The 20,888-nt window shown below is 37.5% G+C and carries 21 protein-coding genes; 2 read left to right on the top strand and 19 right to left on the bottom strand.

The genetic code is table 11. The annotated features are described in order from the left end of the window. Positions 1-159: 159 nt before the first annotated feature. The 14 genes from HMPREF1321_RS07555 to HMPREF1321_RS07630 all read right to left on the bottom strand — a co-directional run bounded on the left by HMPREF1321_RS07555 (position 160) and on the right by HMPREF1321_RS07630 (position 13,865). Entirely contained in the window at positions 160-1,614 is a 1,455-nt protein-coding gene (locus HMPREF1321_RS07555; protein ID WP_009422104.1) for a lipopolysaccharide biosynthesis protein, read from the bottom strand. Between the two features lie 3 nt (positions 1,615-1,617). Then, on the bottom strand, positions 1,618-2,967 hold the full coding sequence (locus HMPREF1321_RS07560) for a tetratricopeptide repeat protein (RefSeq protein ID WP_009422094.1): 1,350 nt from the start codon (positions 2,965-2,967) through the stop codon (positions 1,618-1,620). Between the two features lie 42 nt (positions 2,968-3,009). Then, positions 3,010-3,456, bottom strand: a complete 447-nt coding sequence (locus HMPREF1321_RS07565) for a GyrI-like domain-containing protein (RefSeq protein ID WP_009422076.1) — start codon at positions 3,454-3,456, stop codon at positions 3,010-3,012. A gap of 42 nt (positions 3,457-3,498) precedes the next feature. Further along, positions 3,499-4,041 (bottom strand): hypothetical protein, encoded by a 543-nt coding sequence (locus HMPREF1321_RS07570; RefSeq protein WP_009422102.1) that lies wholly within the window; start codon positions 4,039-4,041, stop codon positions 3,499-3,501. A 10-nt stretch (positions 4,042-4,051) separates the two neighbouring features. Continuing rightward, a complete protein-coding gene (locus tag HMPREF1321_RS07575; RefSeq protein ID WP_009422070.1) occupies positions 4,052-4,741 on the bottom strand; it encodes a hypothetical protein in 690 nt (229 codons plus the stop codon). 134 nt (positions 4,742-4,875) lie between these two features. Then, positions 4,876-6,492, bottom strand: a complete 1,617-nt coding sequence (locus HMPREF1321_RS07580) for an ABC-F family ATP-binding cassette domain-containing protein (RefSeq protein ID WP_009422115.1) — start codon at positions 6,490-6,492, stop codon at positions 4,876-4,878. A gap of 30 nt (positions 6,493-6,522) precedes the next feature. Next, the gene (locus tag HMPREF1321_RS07585) at positions 6,523-6,816 is read right to left on the bottom strand and encodes a Txe/YoeB family addiction module toxin (protein WP_009422085.1); all 294 of its coding nucleotides are present in this window, start codon (positions 6,814-6,816) and stop codon (positions 6,523-6,525) included. After that, entirely contained in the window at positions 6,816-7,037 is a 222-nt protein-coding gene (locus tag HMPREF1321_RS07590; RefSeq protein ID WP_009422069.1) for a hypothetical protein, read from the bottom strand. The genes HMPREF1321_RS07585 and HMPREF1321_RS07590 overlap by 1 nt, the downstream gene beginning before the upstream one ends. Before the next feature lie 22 nt (positions 7,038-7,059). Further along, the gene (locus HMPREF1321_RS07595; protein ID WP_009422092.1) at positions 7,060-7,551 is read right to left on the bottom strand and encodes a YfbM family protein; all 492 of its coding nucleotides are present in this window, start codon (positions 7,549-7,551) and stop codon (positions 7,060-7,062) included. 73 nt (positions 7,552-7,624) lie between these two features. Continuing rightward, positions 7,625-8,320 (bottom strand): class I SAM-dependent methyltransferase, encoded by a 696-nt coding sequence (locus HMPREF1321_RS07600; protein WP_009422088.1) that lies wholly within the window; start codon positions 8,318-8,320, stop codon positions 7,625-7,627. Positions 8,321-8,339: 19 nt separating this feature from the next. After that, entirely contained in the window at positions 8,340-9,653 is a 1,314-nt protein-coding gene (locus tag HMPREF1321_RS07605) for a 5-methylcytosine restriction system specificity protein McrC (protein WP_009422095.1), read from the bottom strand. Further along, positions 9,634-11,925 carry an McrB family protein gene (locus tag HMPREF1321_RS07610; protein ID WP_009422097.1) on the bottom strand — a complete coding sequence of 764 codons (2,292 nt, stop codon included), beginning with the start codon at positions 11,923-11,925 and terminating at the stop codon, positions 9,634-9,636. The genes HMPREF1321_RS07605 and HMPREF1321_RS07610 overlap by 20 nt, the downstream gene beginning before the upstream one ends. A gap of 96 nt (positions 11,926-12,021) precedes the next feature. Continuing rightward, positions 12,022-12,528: an Lrp/AsnC family transcriptional regulator gene (locus tag HMPREF1321_RS07615; protein WP_009420604.1), complete on the bottom strand. Its 507-nt coding sequence runs from the start codon at positions 12,526-12,528 to the stop codon at positions 12,022-12,024. Positions 12,529-12,809: 281 nt separating this feature from the next. After that, the gene (locus tag HMPREF1321_RS07630) at positions 12,810-13,865 is read right to left on the bottom strand and encodes a M14 metallopeptidase family protein (RefSeq protein WP_009422072.1); all 1,056 of its coding nucleotides are present in this window, start codon (positions 13,863-13,865) and stop codon (positions 12,810-12,812) included. Positions 13,866-14,252: 387 nt separating this feature from the next. Between HMPREF1321_RS07630 and HMPREF1321_RS07635 the strand changes: the two genes are divergently transcribed. Both HMPREF1321_RS07635 and mnmE read left to right on the top strand, forming a co-directional pair. After that, on the top strand, positions 14,253-14,699 hold the full coding sequence (locus HMPREF1321_RS07635) for a helix-turn-helix domain-containing protein (protein WP_009422099.1): 447 nt from the start codon (positions 14,253-14,255) through the stop codon (positions 14,697-14,699). Between the two features lie 56 nt (positions 14,700-14,755). Then, the gene (mnmE, locus tag HMPREF1321_RS07640; RefSeq protein WP_009422075.1) at positions 14,756-16,174 is read left to right on the top strand and encodes a tRNA uridine-5-carboxymethylaminomethyl(34) synthesis GTPase MnmE; all 1,419 of its coding nucleotides are present in this window, start codon (positions 14,756-14,758) and stop codon (positions 16,172-16,174) included. On the opposite strand, the gene HMPREF1321_RS07645 is transcribed toward mnmE, so the two are convergent. The 5 genes from HMPREF1321_RS07645 to prfB all read right to left on the bottom strand — a co-directional run bounded on the left by HMPREF1321_RS07645 (position 16,136) and on the right by prfB (position 20,851). Further along, positions 16,136-16,606, bottom strand: coding sequence for a hypothetical protein (locus tag HMPREF1321_RS07645; protein ID WP_034575893.1), 471 nt, complete (start codon positions 16,604-16,606; stop codon positions 16,136-16,138). The genes mnmE and HMPREF1321_RS07645 overlap by 39 nt on opposite strands. Positions 16,607-16,610: 4 nt before the next feature. Beyond that, positions 16,611-17,171 carry a hypothetical protein gene (locus tag HMPREF1321_RS07650; protein WP_009422079.1) on the bottom strand — a complete coding sequence of 187 codons (561 nt, stop codon included), beginning with the start codon at positions 17,169-17,171 and terminating at the stop codon, positions 16,611-16,613. A gap of 27 nt (positions 17,172-17,198) precedes the next feature. After that, on the bottom strand, positions 17,199-17,957 hold the full coding sequence (locus HMPREF1321_RS07655; protein ID WP_009422116.1) for a hypothetical protein: 759 nt from the start codon (positions 17,955-17,957) through the stop codon (positions 17,199-17,201). A 3-nt stretch (positions 17,958-17,960) separates the two neighbouring features. Continuing rightward, on the bottom strand, positions 17,961-19,706 hold the full coding sequence (locus tag HMPREF1321_RS07660) for an alpha-amylase family glycosyl hydrolase (protein ID WP_009422118.1): 1,746 nt from the start codon (positions 19,704-19,706) through the stop codon (positions 17,961-17,963). A 40-nt stretch (positions 19,707-19,746) separates the two neighbouring features. Then, a protein-coding gene (prfB, locus tag HMPREF1321_RS07665; RefSeq protein ID WP_015782918.1) for a peptide chain release factor 2 occupies positions 19,747-20,851 on the bottom strand; the annotation gives its coding sequence in 2 pieces (ribosomal slippage) (positions 19,747-20,790 and positions 20,792-20,851; 1,104 coding nt in all). Between the last annotated feature and the right edge of the window lie 37 nt (positions 20,852-20,888).

Raw genomic sequence — 20,888 nt, forward strand, 5'->3', positions numbered from 1 at the left:
TCTACAGTGGGTCTACAGTGGGTCTACAGTGGGTCTACAGTGGGTCTACAGTGGGTCTACAGTGGGTCTACAGTGGGTCTACAGTGGGTCTACAGTGGGTCTACAGTGGGTCTACAGTGGGTCTACTCTATACGAAAAGTGAATACAAAGACTAATTTACTAATTACTAAATCGGCGAATAAGCCTTATTAACTCCTCCGAAATTCCCAATTTAAGAAGAAAAAATACACTGATTCCCCCTACGAGTAATGATTTTAAGCTGATATTTACAAGAGGGTGAAACGGAAAGTCCCAAAAGAAGAAACCTCCTATGGCTATAATACCGAAGAGGGTGGTCTGTAACGTTTCTTTATAAAAAGGCTGTAAGTTGTATTTGCGATACACAAAAACCGACTTGAGTAGGTTATACGAACTAAAAGCGATTAGGGTCGCTAATCCCGCCCCATTGATGCCGTAAAGCGGTATGAGCCACATATTCATTAAAACAGTGCCTATGACCAAAAAAACACCCAAAAACAGTACGGTACGATAGTAAGGTGAATTGAGCAATACCGCATTGTTGAAGCCCACTAAGGCGTCCGATAGCTTTACTACTGATATTATGACAAGCACCGTGAGTCCTGTGCTGTAATCCTTATCGGGCAGAAGAGCGTAACACTGCTGGGCGTTGACGATGATAAGCACACAAATCACCATACTCACAAAATAAGTGTTCACAGTGCTGCGCTTATACAGGTCGGATAGCTCTTTTGGCTTGTTTTGATTCATAAATTGTGCCGTCAGTGGACTCACAATCTGGTATATACTCCTATACGGAATGGCAATCACCGTAGCTGTAAAAATGGCTACATTGTAAACGGCAATCTCACCGATAGGCAAGTATTGGTTCAGCATAAACTTATCAATATCCATCAATACAGAAGCTACCGAGCCCGATAAAATTACAAAAAGGCTGTACAAAAAGACTTCTTTCTTGTTCTTAGGCAATCCCCAAGCAAATTGTGGTCGGCGTACATAGAAAGCGAAAACAAACATCAAGAGCATACGCAAAGCATACACCCAAAATACGCCCCATATCAGTTGGCGAAAGTCGATGAGCTGCAAATAAATGGCTAATAGCAGGAGCATCACTCCTACCCTATGGAATACCTCTTTAAGGAAATTGCCAAAGACGGTTTTTAGCTGTACGCGCGTCCACGCATAAGCAATTTCAAAGTAAGCCATCGCTACGGAAGTGAGGAAGATGAGGAAAACGTAATCGCGCACTTCTTCGTTTTTAGCCGAAAGCCATTGCGCAATCTGTTCGTACCCAATTACCCCGACAAAGGTGGCAGGCACAATGATGAGCAAAGGCAAAAAGCAAAGCATCAGGTTGAATTGCGCTTGCTCTTTCTTATCTCGATAAGCGGTATAATAACGCACCAAGGTATTGTTCACCCCAAAGGCGATAAGAGGGGACAGAATGGTGGCAGTGGAAGTAACATAACTCACTAATCCGTACTGAGCTTTGGAGAGGAAGTAAGTAAACAAGAAAAGGGTGTTCAGTGCCCCTATGGCAAACCCTAAATAGGTAGCCACCACATTCTTAAACGATTGACGGAGCACTATCCCCATAAACTATTGTATTTTAAAGTTGAATTTGTGTTCAAAAAACGACTGCCATTCGGGGGCGTGTTGTAAGCCTAAGTGGTAATAATGAGTAGCCTCTTCTAAATCGTCTAATCCGTAATAAGCTAAAGCAATACGATAGTAATTCTCCAGCTCGTGCGGGTAGATCTGCACTATATCGGCAATGATAGATAAGGCTTCTCGGTATTTTTGAGAGAGCAACAGTAGGTCAATCCATTCGATGAGGGTAGTATAGGAATAATCGCCGTTTTGTACCGCTTTCCGATAGCCGTATTCTGCTTCTTTTAGGTTCTGAAAGTGATAATAATTCAGCTCGGCATAACGGCGCCAATAATAAGGCTCATTAGATTCAAAAGTAAGTACCTTTTTAATGTATTTTAGAGCCTTAGCGTGATTGTGACGCAAGTAATGGAAGTCGGCTAAGGTAATCCAAGCCTTGTCGAGCTGAGGATCTTCGTGAGTAGCTCTAAAATAATACTCTTCTGCCTTGGCATCGTTACGCATTTTCTCATAACAACGCCCAATGTGCAGATAAGCTAAAGCCGAAGGGTCGTCTAAGGTAAGAGTAATCTTATAGTTTTCGATAGCTTTTTCGTAATCTTCCATCATTTCGAGCACACGAGCTTTCTCGAAATAAGCCCCCGTGAAAGTATCATCGCTGATGATAGCAAAATCAAAACAACGCAAGGCATTTTTATGGTCGGTAATGGATAGATACAGCTTACCGAGGTAATACCAAGCAACTTCACAATAAGGATTTTGGTCTAAGTAAGTGTTTAGAAAGTCGGTTGCCTCTTGCACTTCTCCCAACACCTCATAGCAGAATACCAACTGTTGGAGTGCGGTATAATCCTGAGGGTCTTCTTTCAAACATTTGGTAAAATACTTTTTGGCATTGGAATAATCCTCCGTATAGAGGTATTCCATTGCCATTAGGGCATAGATATTCGAAACGTCATCGGTAAGTGTGATGGCGTATTGTAGCAACTCAATAGCGCGATGATGTTTGTTCATTTTAGAGTACAGATTAGCCTGTTGCACGTGTACTTCAGCATTCATAGGTTCTATGAGCAACAGTTCATTGAGGAGTTCCGAAGCCTCTTCTAAGCGGTCTTCAAACACCAATTGTTCTGCATTTAGCAATTTAAGTGATGAAGCATCGGGGTGTTGTGACAAACCGATTTCCAAGGCACGTTTCGCTTTGCTAATGCGTCCGTATTCTAAGTAATATTCTACGATTTCTTCAAATTCATCAATGTCGAAAAAGAGAATGTTATTCTCTTTGAGCATCAATTCGAATTTGGTAACCGCGTAGTTTTCTTCTTCTGGTAACATCATTTTAGTTAAGAGGTTTTTTGGCAATCCTCTATTTTAAGTTCGCTATTTGTTCTCTTTTACACCTATAAAAATATCTACTTCGGAGGCATCACCTTGCTGAGACTTCTCGGTGTAGCGCTCATAGTCATATATATAAGTGCGATTGAGTGTGGCGTCGTTGTCCCAGATATGTTGCCACATCGCCCCTACTGCTTGAGGCATTGCGCCTTTGGCTACAAACTTTTGAAAGGTTTGTTCAGGGAATTCCCTGCCCTCTAAGCCGTCGGGAATCGTGCTGAGCGTGGTAACTTCTACTCCTATCATACAAGTGTAAGGCTTGGTATAGTCCTTTTGGTAATCAGTGTAGATGCTATAAATAGCATCGCTTACCTTATTGGGTATTTTTGCCAAAAGTTGCTCGCTAAAAAAGCGTTGCCAAAGGTTTCCAATGTCTTGCATCGCTTGTCCGTTCTGATTGGTAGTGCGCACGCTGATTCCTATGATTTTCATTTTCTTATATGATTAATTCTTTGTTTGATAGAACTAGAAATATTAAAAGCCAAAAAAGCTTGGATTAGTCAATATATTAGCCAATATATTAGAAGCAACATCTCCGCCAAACTTCTTTAAGGTTTCAATTATTTTAGATTTCTTTTTCCCAGCTTCAAGTTCCTTATCATCTATAATAGTTTGTATTTCTTTTCTTTGATTATCATTTAATTCACTTTTTAAAGCTTCAATAATCAGATTAATACTTACATTTGTTTGTTGGTTTTGACTTTGAGAGATATTGAAATTAAAGCCTTGCTCTTTATTAGAATTTGTACTTTCAGGTTCATCAGGAAAGTTCTTTATTCCTTCTAATATTCCTAATATTTTTATATGATTTTCAGGTGATATATGATTTTCATATGGTCTAAGTCTTCCAATAGAACTCTTATATTTTGTGTCTATTATTCTTTTTACTGAATACAACCAACTTTGATATTTTTCTTCCTTATTACTTTTATACTCTGTATAAAGTCCATTATTTCTATAAAAAATAATACTTGTTTTTAATTCTTCACCTTCTAAAATTAATTCTTCTATTGTCATACTTTTTTATTTAATCTTCTTTTGTTTGCTGTAATTTTAGGTCTGGAAAATGGTCAATCTTACTTTGTAAGAATAACTGTGAAATATAACTCAATGATAACGTTATTATAGGTATTAGAATAACTCCTAATATATGTAAAACAATAGAAAGACATCTATCATCTATAAATTTCATAAATTCTTTTAATAACAAAATTCCCCAAGAAATAGTTATTATAAAAGAAAAAAGAATTGCAACTTTTGATGTAGAAATATTAGCCCCACTAATTGGATTAAAATAATTATTTTGTCTTTTTTTATTGGCAAAAACAAAATAAACTCTTTCTTTTGGATCTGGCTTTAAATCTTTCTCACAATTATTGACTAATGTTATAAAGTTAATATTCCAAAAATAGTATCCTTTACAAGAAAGAAACCATAATAGAGAAATTATATATCCTAAAATAAGTATCATTATTATTTCTAATTCAAATAATGAAGATTTATCAGAAGTTTTAAGAGTACAAAAACCTATAAATAAAGTACCTATTGCAATATAAAAATAAGATAGCCATTTATTGAAATTATCATAATGGAAATTCCTTGCTGCAATTAGTGTTTTATATCTTTCAAGAGGTGTAAACTCTTTGCATCCATCTACTGAAGTATTATTTAAAGAAGAATTTTCTTGTTGGTTAGTCATTTCTTGATTATTTTCCATTTACTTTTATTTTTTAATTTTTATTATATATTTTTCCTCCCAAACACTCTGGCAAAGTTCATTTTTATCACCTTTTTGTGCAATGACCTTCGCCAAAGTGCTGTGATTAACCATTAATCATTAATAATTAATCATTATTTATACATCTTTTCTCTCAATTCCTGAATATTTTTGTCGTCCATATACTCATCAAAGGTCATATAGCGGTCGATAATGCCACTAGGGGTAAGCTCGATGATATGATTGGCGACGGTTTGCGAAAATTCGTGGTCGTGAGTGGTGAAAAGCACCGTACCTTTGAAGTTTTTCAACGAGTTGTTGAAGGCGGTAATGCTCTCCAAATCCAAATGGTTGGTAGGCTCGTTGAGCATTAGCACATTGGCACGCAACATCATCATACGGCTGAGCATACAGCGCACTTTCTCGCCTCCTGAGAGCACTTTGCAGTTTTTGAGGGCTTCCTCGCCACTGAAAAGCATCTTGCCCAAGAACCCGCGCACGTATACTTCCTCGCGCTCTTCCTCTGTTTTCGCCCATTGGCGTAACCAATCCACCAAGGAAAGGTCTTGGGTGAAGAAATCGGAGTTATCCACCGGCAGGTAAGACTGGGAGGTGGTGATTCCCCACGCAAAGGTGCCCGCATCGGGCTTCAGGTTGTCGTTGAGAATCTCATAAAAGGCAGTGGTGGCACGCGAATCTTTAGAAATCACCGCTACTTTGTCGTCTTTAGCAAGGTTGATATCCACATTTTGGAATAATACCTGTCCGTCGATAGAAGCGGCGAGGTTTTCCACGTGTAGGATTTGGTCTCCAGCCTCACGGTCGCGGTCGAAAATGATAGCAGGGTAACGACGAGAGGATGGTTTGATTTCCTCGATGTTGAGTTTCTCCAACATCTTCTTACGAGAGGTAGCCTGTTTTGATTTTGCCACGTTGGCACTGAAGCGCGCGATAAATTCCTGCAACTCTTTGGCTTTTTCTTCCGCCTTTTTGTTCTGTTGGGCACGCTGACGGGCTGCCAACTGACTACTCTCGTACCAGAAAGTATAGTTACCCGAATAATGATTGATTTTCCCGAAGTCAATATCGGAGATATGGGTACAAACAGCATCGAGGAAGTGTCGGTCGTGAGAAACCACAATCACTGTATTGTCATAGTTTGCCAAAAAGTTCTCCAGCCAGCTGATAGTCTCGAAGTCGAGGTCGTTCGTAGGCTCGTCCATTATGAGTACATCGGGGTTGCCAAAGAGCGCTTGCGCGAGAAGTACTCGCACCTTGAGCTTACCGTCCATTTCGGACATTAGGGTATAGTGCATATCCTCAGAGATGCCCAAATTGGAAAGCAGTGCAGCGGCATCACTCTCGGCATTCCAGCCGTTCATCTCATCGAACTGTATTTGTAGCTCACCAATGCGTTCGGCGTGTTCATCGGAATAATCGGCATAGAGGTCGTCCATCTCTTTTTTGACTTTGGAGAGGACTTTATTGCCCATAATCACCGTGTCGAGGACAGTGTACTCGTCATAAGCGTAGTGGTCTTGTTCGAGCACCGACATACGCTTGCCTGGTTCGAGGATAACGCGCCCCGAAGTAGGTTCTTGCTTGCCTGAAAGGATTTTAAGGAAGGTAGATTTTCCTGCTCCATTGGCACCGATGATGCCGTAGCAGTTGCCTTGTGTAAAGGTTACGTTTACCTCATCGAAGAGGACGCGTTTTCCGAATTGTACGGATAAATTGGATACTGATAACATTGTTAATGATTAATGTTTAATGATAAATGACTATTTGTCTTTGTAATGACCATAAGCAGTCGCTAAGACCACTAACTTTTCTTCTTCAAAGATTTCATAAACAAGCCTATACTTGTCATTGATACGCCGAGAATATATAAGGCGTTCTCCCTTACCTTTAAGACGCTCTACCTTGCCTGTTCCTATTGTCGGGTGTTGCTTTATTTCTTCGATAAGGTTAAGTATTCTCTCAACAATTTTTTTCTGTCCTGAACTTATATGCTTTGCCATATCTTCAGAAAAAATCTCTGTTTCTTCCAAAGAATACGTTTCTAATTCTTCCATTATTTCAAATATTTAGCTCTAAGTTCTTCTATGGTAACTTTCGTTCTTTTGCTTTTCATAGAGCGGTCTATTTTTGCAAGGAACTCTTCCTCTGTCATTTCTGTTTCATCTTTCTTCTCTTTGATAATTTTGATATCCTTGGCTTTGAACTTTTTCAATATTTCCTCTATAATAGGAAAATCTATTGCTTTTACATTTGTTTGAAAAGTTATTGTTTCCATAAAATAATGTTTTAACGATTTATTAAATATCTACGGTAAAGATAACATTGAGCTCTTTGTCTAAAGCGTTTTTATAAAACTCTAAAAGTCCTTCGCTCCAGTCTAAAAGAAATGTAAGATTATCCTCATCTTTTGGGAGAGTATATTCCTCTTCGGGGATTTTATCAAAATTGTTTTTAATAGTTTCTTGTAGGTTATTGGTTTCCAGATAAGCCACAATATCTTTGATAACTTCGGGCTTTTTGAGCGAAATAACATAGTCATTGTGGTCTAAAATCAGTTCCCCACCGAAAACAACATTGTAAGGTACTTTGTTTTCTTCATTCCACGTGCCTTTCCCAAGACAAAACTGGACTCCTTCCCACGCTTTGTTAATCTCAAAGCCTTCAGAAGTATTAAATAGTTCTTCTTCTATTTCTTCAAGCATATAGTCGTACATCTCGTCTATATCTTGCGCTTTTAATTGTTCTAACGCTTCATCAGTAATAGCGTAAAGCATTCCTAATCGTGCCATAATGTATTGTTTTAAAGTGCAAAAGTACGGAATATTTGTGAGATATGAAAATAATAGCAATTGTATAGAGAAGTTATTTCTGAGCTGTTACAATAAGCGCCATTGAAGTTTCAGGATTGAAAGACTCTTTTTTGAAGTTGCCGTATAGTTTAAGGTCTTTAAAACCTATTTGAGAGAGCCATTGGGTGAGTTCTTGGGAAAGAATAGGCTGTAAAAGCTCTTCATTGGCAATAGTTTCGTCTAAAATCGTCTTAAAAACTACCTTCCCTTTGCGGTTTAAGTGATAAGAACGTTCAAACTTTACTTTTTCGTTCTCTATTAGAGGCAGATTACCAAGAAAATTACCTTCTTTCTGGCCAAAATACTTCTCAAAGTTTACCATTTGCAAGATAAGTTTGCCTCCTTGCGTGAGTTGGTTATAAGCCTTTTTAAGAAAAGTTTGCACTTCGTCTTTATTATCCAAATGTGGAAGCGTGTTCCCAATGTTGATAATGGTATCGAACATAGGTAAAGTATCGATAGCAAGCATATTAAGCTCTTGCACTTCAACACCCTTGGCAGTAGCCTGAGCAATAAGTGCTTTACTGAGGTCGATAGCCGTAACATCATAGCCCTGTGCACGCAGATAGGCGGTAAGGTTGCCCGTACCCGCTCCTACATCAAGAACTGTCTTGCCGTGCACTTCGGCATCGAAAAAGACTTTATGTGCAGGCGATAGCGGAAAGATAGCATCGTATTTCTCAGCGATACTATTGTAGAATTGTGACATATTTTTTAATGATAAATGATTAATTGTTAATGATTAATGGAACAGAAACACTTAATTTATAGATATTTCTGTACTGATGTATCTCCTTTTTATTTGCGATGTTTAAATCGGTATTTTGTTCGAATGAGGGATAGACGATAAGGCAATCTATCAACCTATCGTCATCTATTTTTAGGGCTTTATAAACTCTTTCCAAACGTGCATAAGCACTCACCTGACGAATGTCGTCTATCACTCTACTATCTTCATAAACAGTTTTGTATTTGGCATCAATCACCATTTTGTGTTCTGGAGTGTTGAGCAAAAAATCTAATTCAGTGTAATCACCCGTAAAATGATAGTGTACTTCTCCCCTACTGCCGAACTGTTCTTGTAGTTTTTTGTATACATATAACTCAAAAAGTTTGGGCATATCTATCCAAAAAGGCGGAATAGCTACTTTTTGTTGGGTTGTTTCGGTAATATTATACGAAAAACGCTTCAAAATCTGCTTTCCGATGCGAATAGCTTCCTCATATTCTTTGAAAAAAGGATTGGTAGTGATTTTTTTGAGGTTTTCTACGTCGAGTTCTTCTGAAATCAACTCAAAATGCGGACTACAATACGTAATAAGTTCGCGAATAGACTCGTCATTGCCTGCAAAGTAATTAGAGTGTGTATTCTTAAAGCTGATGATAAACTGTAAAACTTTCTTCAAAAAGCGATTTTCGAGGCTATCCATTCCAAACTCTTGATACCTACATACGTGGGCTGTGAGTTTGTTCTTAAAAACATTTTGTTTGAGGTGTTTACCTAACTGTATCTTGCCTTTGATGCGGTTATTAAGATTCTCCTCCACCGTGTAGTACGATTTTTTAAGTCCTTTGCGCACAATACGCTTCAGTAGCAATAGGAATTGTACCATTAGAAAAGGCGTGAGCGTGTCTTTTTGCTGTTCGATGGTAATTAACGGTTCGTCCCAATAGATTTTAATAAGATTTTGTGTGTGTTTGGGGTCGAGCGCCGTAATGCTGAGAAGCATTTTCAGGTAGTCGATTTCTGCCCATTCTTCCTCTTGGGTAGGTAAGCCTTCAACAATGTGTTTTTTATTCATTTTAGGCTCTATATATACGAATTTGTGATGTTTTACCAACCACAAAGCCCCCACATAATAGCCTGCCTGCAAACACACTTCTTCCTCATTTGTACGACTAATTTCAAAAGGATATATAGGATTTCCCCATTTATCTTTCTTCAATACATACGGACAACTCTTAGGTATTGCTTCAAAGTAAATGCTTCCCTCCTCTTTTTTGATGCTATAGGGTTGATGTTCAAGAAGGGTTATTTTCATAGACTAATGTTTTAATTTCTTGCATTTGTTCTTCAATCTTTATATTATCTATGAGTATCCCATCTTTTATGTATTCCAATAGAATGGGCTTGATTTCGTATTCCCAACGAATAGACATAGGCACATCTTTTCCATCGCTGTATTTTTTCTGAATAAAATACGACTGTCCAAGCCACACATCTTCTGGTTTAAATTCAGGTGATAAGGTTTTGGCACGTTTTAATTCAGTATCTGTATTGTTAATATAATCATCATAGTTCTCAATAAAGAGCTTACTTACTGCTTTAAACAAGTTTTTATCAAAATTCCCTTCTAACTCCTTAGGCAACACATTCACAAAGGCAAAGCGCCGACGAATGGCATAATCTATATGCCCTACCGAGCGGTCAGCCGTATTCATTGTACCGATGATGTAGAGGTTAGGCGGTAGTGTGAAACTATTGTCATCATCGATAGCATACATACTCTCCACGGATTCCCCGCGATATTCCAAGGCATAGATGAGTTCCCCCAATACTGTTGAAAGATTCGCACGGTTGATTTCGTCAATTACAAGAAAATAAGATTTCTTCCTTTTGAAATCATTAGCCCATTTTATGAAATAGTCAGTTATAAATTTCCAGCCCCATTTGTGATAGTTTTTATAAAAACTATCGAATTTATCATCTAAATTTCTTTGACAAAATTCTTCAATAGGAATACCTGCTAAATTATGATTGCGTCCACTTAAATATCGCAATTCGTTATTTTGTATAAAATTATATTTAAGTTCTTTCCCTTCATCAAAATAAACTTCTCGCCCCTCTTTCTTTTCTTTTTCAAGAAAATCTCTAAAATTTTCCCATTTAATAGGTTCTTGGAATGCTTTTAAGGCTTTCTCTGCAAACTCAGCTAACACTTTATTTTCAGCTGTATAGACAATCCCGTCTCCCTCTTCATTAGGCTTGGCGACAATGCCCCTTACAAAATCTTCGTAAGAGTAACTAGGGTGAAATTGAATGAGTTTAAACTGCTCATTACCCTCTAAGCTATCATTGTCATTCAAACCTAATAGCTGTTTGGCAATACGCTTGGCTTCACGGGTTTTACCTGTACCTGGAGGACCTTGTAAGATGATTTGGTGCTTGTAACGTAGTAGGTCAATAATCGTAGGCTTAATCGCTTGATTTGTCATATTACTTTCTATTGTTTCAAATTCTACTTTGTATTTCTTTTCAAAAACATATTCCCTGAAATAGCTATTATCATAACTTTTAGGATAAGTTTCCTTATCAAGTGCTATCTCTTCTTTGACAGCATTTTTGATATCAGGGTAATATGTTTCAATATGTTGTGGGGTTCCCTGATAATAAAGAAAAGCATTGTTAGGTCTTTCAAACTCTTCCCTTCTCAGTTTTGGGATATCTACTTCCCTTCCTGTAATAAAAAGAAATTCTTTGGGACTTACACTTAAACAAATCCTCTTCCCTATGTGATAACGAAGTGATTTTTCATCTAATCTAACACTGAACACTTGATTTTCGGTATCTTCTAATGCTAAATCCTCTATAATATTTCCTAATTTGTAAAAGAAAACAGAAGCCCAATGCTTAGGAATCTTATCCAATACGTTTCTAAATGCTTTTTCTGAAGAAATTGTCATATTCTGGTACACAATATCCTGAGCCAATAGCAAAGGTTCATCAAAACCTTGTGGAATAAAGTTGCTCGTGAGTTGTTTTAACTCAGGATTGTTAAAATAAGTCGTGATTTCGGTAAGCAACTCAATAAAATGCTCGTATTTGCGCTCTTTTCGAGAAACTTCTCCTAAATACTCACATAATTTAGTATAAATATCCCTTTTATAAAAAGTATACTCATTAGGGAATTTCAGCGTCAGTAAAAAAGAAAGAGTACGCTCATCAATTTTTGTACTAAAATTTGTATTGCTTTTCTCTTTTAAGTTATCAATAACATTTTCAGTGAAAGTCCTGCATTTTCCCAATTTGGTATAGAAATCATCAGCCCCATAAACAATACCCAACAATTCCTTTAATTTCGTTGGATAGTTTTCTCCTAACGCTTCCAATATACCAAAAGGACGGTAATCTACTAAATTATCCTTTTTCCAAAAAGCCTCTTTAAACATTTCGTAAAAATCAGGGGCATTAATATCCCAATGCTGCTCAAAATGTTTTATTGCCTGCCATTTGTACACTTCATCAGGATTAGAAGGTTTTTCTTGTAAGAAACGAATGTAATTGCTTATGAGTGCTTGTATTTTCTCATTCATAGTATTTCAGTTTTTGCGCAACAAAATTACTCAATTTTCTGTATAAACAAAAAGAGCTACCCGATTTTTCATTCAGATAGCCCTTTTAAAAAGTTCTTATTTAGTAGTTAAAAAATCATATAAATCCAATTCTCGGAAAGCCTTATGAAGCAAACGACTCTTATCGTTAAAAGCCTCTTCCATCGATATCATTGTCTCTGAGCGCGACACACCTTGAATGTCGTCTATCATATAAATAACTTCCTTAGCGTGTTTCACCCCCTTTGTCCTAATTTTACAAAACAGATTATATTTCCCTGAAGTAATGTGTGCCTCTGTTACAAACGGGATAGCCTCTAATTGTTCCAAAACATACTCAGCTTGATGATTGCGCTCCAAAAAGATACCCACATAAGCAATAAAAGTATATCCCATTCTCTCGTAATCTAATGAAATGGCAGAACTTTTTATAATCCCCAATTCTTCCATTTTTCTTATCCGTACATTCACTGTCCCCGACGATATATCAAGTGCCTTAGCAACATCTATATAGGGTTTTCGTGCATCTTCTATAAGAATATCCAATATCTTAAGATCCATTTCATCTAATCTATATTTTGCCATCTACATTAAGTTTACGAGTTCTTTTTTTAAAAGCGCAAAGTAACAATGTTTTTTTGTATATTCCAAATTGCAACATACTTTTTAAGTTGAAATCTACCCATAACCTTCTTTTTATCTCTGCCTTAGCTTCAACTTTCCTTCTACTTAGGTTCGTTATTCCTTCGTTCATCGTTCGTCTTTTGTTCGTTGTAGACCCACTGTAGACCCACTCATTGTTCGTCTATCCTATAAGTTTCCTATAAGCTCCACCTAATTAATCATTAACCATTAACCATTCACCATTAATCTATTTTCAATGTTGATAAATCCAAGTGATTTTTAATATAATCTTTATCAATAGCTGAACTTATAAACTTTGATAAAACATCTTCTTTATGTCCGTATTTTTTAGATAAATCACCTATCTCAGCAATATAAGGCACAAACGAGATTTGCCCATTCTCCAAAACTTCCTTATAAAGAATACCTACATCATTACCACAGTGAGTGTCGTCTCTTAAAATAATATCGTAAAAACATTTATCGTTTTCAGGTATACTGAAGTAATCTTTATAATTCACATTTGTAACATCGCTAGTGGCTATATATTGTAGAGCTCTAAATATAGCCATAGCAATATATACTCTCGTTTGTTCACGGTTGTAATCATTAGAAAAATGCCCTGCTTCAAAAAGAATAGTGGGCGTACCTAATTGTGTATACTTATCTCCCGTACAATTGATATTAAAACTATCGTCAAAACGCGCTACCTGATTAGGTATATGGTGCTGTAAAGTGTTATTCATTACTACAATCACTTCCATTGCCTTCTGGCGTACTTCATTAATACTGCGCTCTTCATTATAAGCAGGTGCTAAGAAAGAAACTGTAGCTGGCAAAGGTGTCTGTCCTACACTGAAAATAGTGCGCTGATCGTGCAGATTAAAGCAATAATCAGGCTGTACAAGTTCATAAGCTTTCCGCAAACACTTGCTCTCAGGTTGTGTAAGTTCATCGGCATCACGGTTAAGGTCTACGCCGTTGTGATTTACACGTGTAAACATCTCAGCACCGTCGGGATTAAGCATAGGAATGCAATAAACACTTAATTTCGATAAGAAATCAGCTGTTTTAAGCTCGTTTAAAACATCGAAAAGCGCTTTGGTAGCAGTTGATTCATTACCGTGCATTTGCGACCACATAAGTATCTTTTTACGACCTTTTCCTACTCTGTACAGGTCAATAGGTGTCCCTTTAACTGAAGTACCTAAAGATATTACCTCCTCAAAAGGGTATTTATTTAAAAGTGGGGCTATCATCGGATAAGTGATATAACGCCCAGAAAGCTGTTTTTTCATCTGTATATTAATATTTAAAAGCAAAAGTAATAAATATTCATTAAAGTACAACCTGTAATAAAGTAAAAGTTTCCTTATATTTAAGTGTTACATTTGTATCACTTAGTGTTTATAATTGTAAAACCATCAATAATACTAAATATACTAATCAACGATTATTATGTTCTATAAAAAGACTTTCCCTTCTATTCCGAAATACCATTTTCACAATAATTATACCTATAGATTATTTTTATAGTAGTTTTATATAATACTATAAACGAATAATTTACGTTGTAATCATAAATAAACACTTTAATATGATGAAAAATATCCTTGTTTATACTTGTATATCTCAAAATATTGATTTACATTTGTGCATTCTTAGAAAAATAAACGAACGTTACAATGTTAAACACATCAGACTTTGCCATTCGCTTACAACAAGTGATGGATTATTACGGCTTAAATGCTGCAGCCTTTGCTGATAGCTTAGAGATTCAGCGTTCAGGGGTTTCTCATCTCTTATCAGAACGCAACAAACCGAGCTTGGATTTTATCCTAAAGCTCATCGAAAAATTTCCTGAAGTAGATATGTATTGGATTACACAAGGAAAAGGAAGTTTCCCTCGTAAAGAAGATAAAGAGCTTGCCAGTGCTAAAAAAACGCAACAACCTGACCTTTTCAGTGATATTCCCGAAATAGAAATGCAAGCCACTACTCCTGCTCCACCTTCTGCTGCAATAAAAGAAAAGCAAGTAGAGACAAAAGCTTTACCATTACCCACTGATAAGCGTATTAAACGAATTATTTTCTTTTATGAAGATAATCGCTTTGAGGTTTTTGAAAATTAGTAAATTGGTAGTAATGAAAAAATCACTACATTTGCACCAATTTTCAATAACATAGAATGAAGAGAGATAATTCGTTATATATAAATGATACGATTGTAGCTTTGGCAACTGCTTCAGGGGTAGGTGCTATTGCTGTAATTCGCCTATCGGGAAAAGAAGCCATAGCCATTGCCGACTCGGTGTTCAAACCTTATACTGGAAAATCTTTACTTGAAGCTCCGTCACATACAGTTCATTTAGGAACTCTCGAAAGTAAAGACCAAGTAATCGACGAGTGTTTGGCTACTATTTTCAAAGGAACTAAATCTTATACAGGTGAACCCGTAGTTGAGTTTTCGTGTCACGGAAGTAATTATATCGTAGAAGAAGTTATCAAGCTGTGCTTGGCAAAAGGAGCTCGTTTAGCCGATGCTGGGGAGTTCACCAAACGCGCTTTTCTCAATGGTAAATTAGCGCTCAATCAAGCGGAAGCCGTTGCCGATTTGATTGCCTCCGATAGTAAGGCTTCTCATCAGGTAGCATTACAGCAAATGCGAGGTGGTTTTACTTCTGAGATAGAAGGATTACGACAAGAATTATTAAACTTTACCTCATTAATAGAACTTGAATTAGACTTTTCGGAAGAAGATGTAGAGTTCGCCGATAGAACTCAGTTTAAAACGCTTTTAAGCACTATTAAAACCACTGTTTTATCTCTCTTACAATCATTTTCAGTAGGTAATGTACTAAAAAATGGTATTCCTGTGGCTATTGTAGGCAAGCCTAATGCAGGCAAATCTACTTTATTAAATGCCCTTCTGAACGAAGAACGCGCTATTGTATCGGATATTGCAGGTACTACCCGCGATACTATTGAAGAAACGCTTCATATAGGAGGCATTGCTTTTCGTTTTATTGATACCGCAGGAATTCGTGATACTCAAGACCAAATCGAAGCTATAGGTGTACAAAAAGCTAAAGAAAAGATAGAAAAAGCCTCTATTGTGCTCTACTTATTCGATGTAAAAGATAGCTCTGCCCAAGAGATTATTTCTTTTGTAAAAGAAAATTACCGCGAAGGAACTAAATTTGTACTATTACACAATAAAACTGACTTATCTACAGAAAGTAATATAACTCTTTTTGATAATGAGATTTTACAATCCTTGAAAGGTTATACCGATACACTACTGAGAATATCAGCTAAAGAAGGAAACAATATTTTAGCCCTTAAAGATTTTCTCTCTCACTATGCTCAAAGTCTTAATAATACAGGTAAAGCAACTATTATTACTAATATCCGCCACTACGAAGCTCTACACAATACCTTACAAAGTATTGAAAGAATAGAGCAAGGATTACAATTACAACTTTCAGGTGATCTATTAGCTATCGATATCCGCGAAGCTCTCTATCATTTAGGTTCTATCACAGGAGCTGTAAGCAATGATGAGGTCTTAGGAAACATCTTTTCCCGCTTCTGCATCGGCAAATAAGATATCTTGCTGAATATTATCCTCTTTTTTCTTATTCTTGAACAACAAATAATAAAAACAAGTGATAAACCACCCTACCCAAAAGAGATAAAACCCTAAATGAAAGCTCAACTTCATCATTTTATGCGAAGTAGTTGTGAAGTCAATATAAGTAAAGTAAGCTCCTATTCCTCCTAAAACAATAAGTAAAAAGGCTAATAATCTACTAAACGATACGCTTACTTTTGTTCTAAAAAGTTGTAATACAGCAATAAGTACTAACTGTATTACCAATAATAAAAGAGCCGTTTTCCACCAAGTTTTGAAAATGGTATACTCACGGTACATTGTACTTATTCCTATTTTCCCTATAAACGACATTTTGGATATTAAAATCCCAGATATAAGGCTTAATAATGCTTGTACCAAACCAAGTATAGTTACGTTTTTCATAAGTTTATTTCTTTATAATCTTCCAGCCATTTTTCTCATTGTATTTCAACTTAAACTTCTGAGTAATAAAGGTTGTATTAGGATACGGGTCTTTACCAAAATTGTAAAAAGGTGTTTTCTCTTTATCTAATACTGCATTACAAATAACCACCTTTTCTGAGTTCTTCTCAATAGTAATCCCTTTATCATTTAATTTATAAATGATTGTTTTAACATTAGCACTGTTCTTGTTCTGTTTCACAAGGTAAGGAAGTGCTTCTTTAGTAAGAGTAGGAGAAATCACATATACACTATCTTTTGAAAACCATCTCTTCCTAGTTTTCTCATTATTAATATCAATAAGCCCTTCATCTGCTAATTCCTGTATAGTAATTAACAAATCTTTGTCTTTGGTACTGTCTAACTTCTGCTTGTTGGTATTAAATTTCCCTGTCTCAAATAAAGGGTTCTCTTCTAAATAATCAGCAATAAGGTTAGATACCTCATCTTTACTTATTTGATTGCTCGAATTACAAGCTGTAAAAAAACTTAAAGCTAAAACTATGAGTGAAAAATAAAACTTCATATATCTAAATTTTTAATTATTATCTTATTAAATACTTGCCATTGCCTCATAAAAGTCGGCTTCGTCTATGCCCATATTCTGGCATACCCATTTGGCTGCTTCTATATAGCTCAACTGTTCAGCATTTGTTTCACCCAAGGGCAATTCGCCTTCGGGGGTAATGAGGTAAGTCTCACCATTATGAGTTTCAAACGCAGGGGTACCATACTCCATCTTGCGAATAGGACTCTCATTATTCCCTACTAACTCATTTAATAACAGGTCTTCTTCATTGTAAATGAGTATTCCTCCTTTGGTTATCCCCTCTATAAATTGTTTATAAATATCTTTATTTTCTTCTATCATATCGCTGATAAGAGCGACTGTGGGGTGCAACATAGCCCCCTCTTCATTGCCTTCTATAAGCACAAATTCAGTATCAGCAAAATGCACTTGCTTCCCTTCGATAGGACTTTCAAAGTAGTAGCTCACTGGTTGATTACAAAAGTCCATAGTGTGGAACACCCTTGCCAATACTTCTTTTCTTCCTTTGTTACCTGTAATTACTACACGAGTTTTGTGTTTAAAGTATTCGTATAGAAAAGAGGTAGGCGATAGAATGTCAAGTCCTAAGTGTTGCGCTTGTAATAGGTCTGGGTGTGTATGAGAAAGATGCGGGTCTACCACCACGTAATCAATTGTAGCCGTCATCTCTTCGGGGAGTGTAGTGATATGATGTCTTTTGTGTAGCTCAGCCATTAACGGACGCAAATGCGTACTGGGAGCTACTATAAAATGAATGTTCATAATTTACGAATCTACTAATTTGCTAATTTTGAATATTAAAGACTCCAAAGGCGCTATATCTACTCGCAATCTTCCTTTGCCATTTGCAATCTGTAAGGTAGTGTGTTTTTCATTGTAAAGAGCATCGGTAAGCGTATAAGTACCGTCGTTTAAGAACCAACTACCCAACAAGTAATCTGGCAACTGCAAGTCAAAACCAAAGTAGTCGTGCTCACTAAAGTTGCTCACAATCACCCAATGTTCGTCCTCATTGCCTCTTGCAAAACTGTACACCCTATCGTTGTAATACTCAGTATGCTGCCGATTGTATTGGTGCAAATCAATATAAGCCCCATTCACTTTTAAGTTGAGCAATCGCTGGTAGAAATTGCGTAAAGAACGTTCTGCCTCTGATAACTGACCGCCGTCAAAGCGCTTATTATTCACCCAGCGTTGGTGTGCAGGAACACCTATATAATCAAATATAGACGTGCGCGACGGACTACCAAATCCTGCTACTTCCGCTGCTTTCTCCCCTACTTCTTGACCAAAATACAGCATCACTGGCGACTCGCTAATAAACGTAGAGACCGTCATCGCTGGTTTAGCTTTTTCAGCACATCCCGCAAACTCAGGCGAGGCTATGCGCTGTTCGTCGTGGTTCTCCAAGAAATGTAACATACGATGTGCAATATCGGCAAGGTTGTGCTGTATAGGGGCAATGGCATCAGTGCTGTGTCCGTGAGTCACAATATTGCGCAAAGTGTCGTAAAGTTGCACTTTGTCGTATAGATAGTCCATCTTGCCTAAATGCAGATAAGGACGATATTCATTAGGATTGTACACTTCAGCCAATAAAAATGCCTTTGGATTTTGGTGCTTGATAGCCGAATTGAGATAACTCCAGAACTCTACCGGCACCATTTCAGCCATATCATAACGGAAGCCGTCTACTCCTTTCCCGAGCCAATACAAGGCTATATCTTTAAATTTTCTCCAAGTGTCGGGTACTGTTTTATCAGCCCAAAAGTGGTAATGCGCTTCAGTATCTTCATTCTCAAAGCTTGCAGGTAGTTCAGCAAAATCCTTAGTGCCGTCGGGGCGTACCCCGTAGTTGAGTTTTACCGTTTCATACCAGTCATTGCGGTCGGGTTTAGAAGCGCGTGCGCCATTACCCGTCCATTTGGCAGGAAACTCGTGATACTCACCATAAATACCCTCAGGCAACTGAAAAGCTTCATTAGGATTGTAATAGAAATTGTTATTTACCGCATATTGTACGGTGGTATCATCGTCTTCGCCAAAACCGCGTGTGCCTTCCGGCTTGGCTATACTCTCATACCGACGCGCCACGTGGTTAGGCACTATGTCCATTATTACTTTCAATCCGCATTGGTGGGTACGGGCGATAAGGGCTTCCCATTCCTCCAAGCGTTGTGTAGGGTCATCGGCAAGGTCGGGGTTTACAGTGTAGTAATCCTTAATAGCATAAGGCGAACCCGCACGACCTTTTACCACTGCGGGAAAGTCGTTGCTGATACCATAAGCCGTATAGTCGGTAGTAAGGGCGTGGTGTAACACCCCCGTAAACCAAATATGTGTTACACCTAATGCTTTGAGTTCTTCAAGAGCTTTTGTAGTAAAGTCAGCAAACTTACCTACACCGTTCTCTTCTATCGTCCCCCAAGGTTTATTAGTGGTATTAGTATTGCCAAAAAGCCTTGTAAGCACCTGATAAACTACTATTTTATTATCATTCATTACCCCCATATTCCAAAAGTATTAACCACTAACCATTAATTATTAACCATTACAAATCGCCCGTACGGCTCGTACCCATAAGCATTAGGTAGGCTTTGAGAAACTCATCTAATTCACCGTTCATTACGCTATCTACATCAGTAGATTCGTAATTGGTGCGTACGTCTTTCACAAGTTTGTAGGGGTGCATTACATAGTTGCGTATTTGTGAGCCCCATTCTATCTTCATCTTTCCTGCTTCTATCTCATCGCGCTTGGCTTGACGTTTTTTGAGCTCTATCTCATACAACTGCGATTTGAGTAGTTGCAACGCCTTGTTCTTATTATCCAACTGACTGCGGGTTTCGGAATTCTCAATAATGATACCCGTAGGGTGGTGACGCAAACGTACAGCTGTCTCTACCTTGTTTACATTCTGCCCTCCAGCACCACTGGAGCGCATCGTCTCAAAGGTAATATCTGCGGGATTAATATCTATTTCAATAGTATCATCTACCAAAGGATACACGTATACCGAGGCAAAAGAAGTATGGCGTTTAGCATTACTATCAAAAGGTGAGATGCGTACCAAACGGTGTACACCATTTTCACCTTTTAGGTAGCCAAAAGCGTATTCGCCTTCAATCTCTATGGTAACCGTTTTTACTCCTGCCACATCGCCTTCTTGGAAGTTGAGTGTTTTTACCTTATATTTTTGGTTATTGCACCACATCGTGTACATACGTAGTAGCATCGATGCCCAGTCACAGCTTTCAGTACCACCTGCACCTGCCGTAATTTGCAATACCGCACTCATCGTATCGCCCTCGTCCGAAAGCATATTGCGGAACTCCAATGCTTCAATAGCGTGTAAGGCTTGGGTGTATTGGTGGTCTACATCCTCCGCAGTAGCTTCGCCTTCTTTAAAAAAGTCAAGTAGTACTTCTATATCCGAGGTAAGATTTTCGGCTTCCTCATAGTCTTCCACCCATTTCTTTTTAGTGCGAAGCTCGCGCATCACTTTCTCAGCTTCTTTCGCATTATCCCAAAAGTCAGGTGCAAAAGTCTTTTCTTCTTCGTTGCTTATTTCAATGCGTTTAGCATCTACGTCAAAGATACCTCCTTAACGCACCCAGGCGATTCACTAAATCCTTTACTTGTTCGTTGTTTGTCATTTCTTATTACTTATTGTATTACTATACCCCATACCCT

Source organism: Capnocytophaga sp. oral taxon 412 str. F0487 (genome assembly GCF_000271925.1).
GTDB lineage: Bacteria > Bacteroidota > Bacteroidia > Flavobacteriales > Flavobacteriaceae > Capnocytophaga > Capnocytophaga ochracea.

Coding starts and splice junctions, on each gene's coding strand:
- HMPREF1321_RS07590 (WP_009422069.1), bottom strand. CDS start 7,037: ATGGAAACAATAACTTTTCAAACAAATGTAAAAGCAATAGATTTTCCT.
- HMPREF1321_RS07610 (WP_009422097.1), bottom strand. CDS start 11,925: ATGAATGAGAAAATACAAGCACTCATAAGCAATTACATTCGTTTCTTA.
- HMPREF1321_RS07650 (WP_009422079.1), bottom strand. CDS start 17,171: ATGAAGTTTTATTTTTCACTCATAGTTTTAGCTTTAAGTTTTTTTACA.
- HMPREF1321_RS07580 (WP_009422115.1), bottom strand. CDS start 6,492: ATGTTATCAGTATCCAATTTATCCGTACAATTCGGAAAACGCGTCCTC.
- HMPREF1321_RS07570 (WP_009422102.1), bottom strand. CDS start 4,041: ATGACAATAGAAGAATTAATTTTAGAAGGTGAAGAATTAAAAACAAGT.
- HMPREF1321_RS07555 (WP_009422104.1), bottom strand. CDS start 1,614: ATGGGGATAGTGCTCCGTCAATCGTTTAAGAATGTGGTGGCTACCTAT.
- HMPREF1321_RS07595 (WP_009422092.1), bottom strand. CDS start 7,551: ATGGCACGATTAGGAATGCTTTACGCTATTACTGATGAAGCGTTAGAA.
- HMPREF1321_RS07660 (WP_009422118.1), bottom strand. CDS start 19,706: ATGGGGGTAATGAATGATAATAAAATAGTAGTTTATCAGGTGCTTACA.
- HMPREF1321_RS07605 (WP_009422095.1), bottom strand. CDS start 9,653: ATGAAAATAACCCTTCTTGAACATCAACCCTATAGCATCAAAAAAGAG.
- mnmE (WP_009422075.1), top strand. CDS start 14,756: ATGAAGAGAGATAATTCGTTATATATAAATGATACGATTGTAGCTTTG.
- HMPREF1321_RS07635 (WP_009422099.1), top strand. CDS start 14,253: ATGTTAAACACATCAGACTTTGCCATTCGCTTACAACAAGTGATGGAT.
- HMPREF1321_RS07600 (WP_009422088.1), bottom strand. CDS start 8,320: ATGTCACAATTCTACAATAGTATCGCTGAGAAATACGATGCTATCTTT.
- HMPREF1321_RS07565 (WP_009422076.1), bottom strand. CDS start 3,456: ATGAAAATCATAGGAATCAGCGTGCGCACTACCAATCAGAACGGACAA.
- HMPREF1321_RS07560 (WP_009422094.1), bottom strand. CDS start 2,967: ATGATGTTACCAGAAGAAGAAAACTACGCGGTTACCAAATTCGAATTG.
- HMPREF1321_RS07615 (WP_009420604.1), bottom strand. CDS start 12,528: ATGGCAAAATATAGATTAGATGAAATGGATCTTAAGATATTGGATATT.
- HMPREF1321_RS07575 (WP_009422070.1), bottom strand. CDS start 4,741: ATGGAAAATAATCAAGAAATGACTAACCAACAAGAAAATTCTTCTTTA.
- HMPREF1321_RS07630 (WP_009422072.1), bottom strand. CDS start 13,865: ATGAAAAAACAGCTTTCTGGGCGTTATATCACTTATCCGATGATAGCC.
- HMPREF1321_RS07645 (WP_034575893.1), bottom strand. CDS start 16,606: ATGAAAAACGTAACTATACTTGGTTTGGTACAAGCATTATTAAGCCTT.
- HMPREF1321_RS07585 (WP_009422085.1), bottom strand. CDS start 6,816: ATGGAAGAATTAGAAACGTATTCTTTGGAAGAAACAGAGATTTTTTCT.
- HMPREF1321_RS07655 (WP_009422116.1), bottom strand. CDS start 17,957: ATGAACATTCATTTTATAGTAGCTCCCAGTACGCATTTGCGTCCGTTA.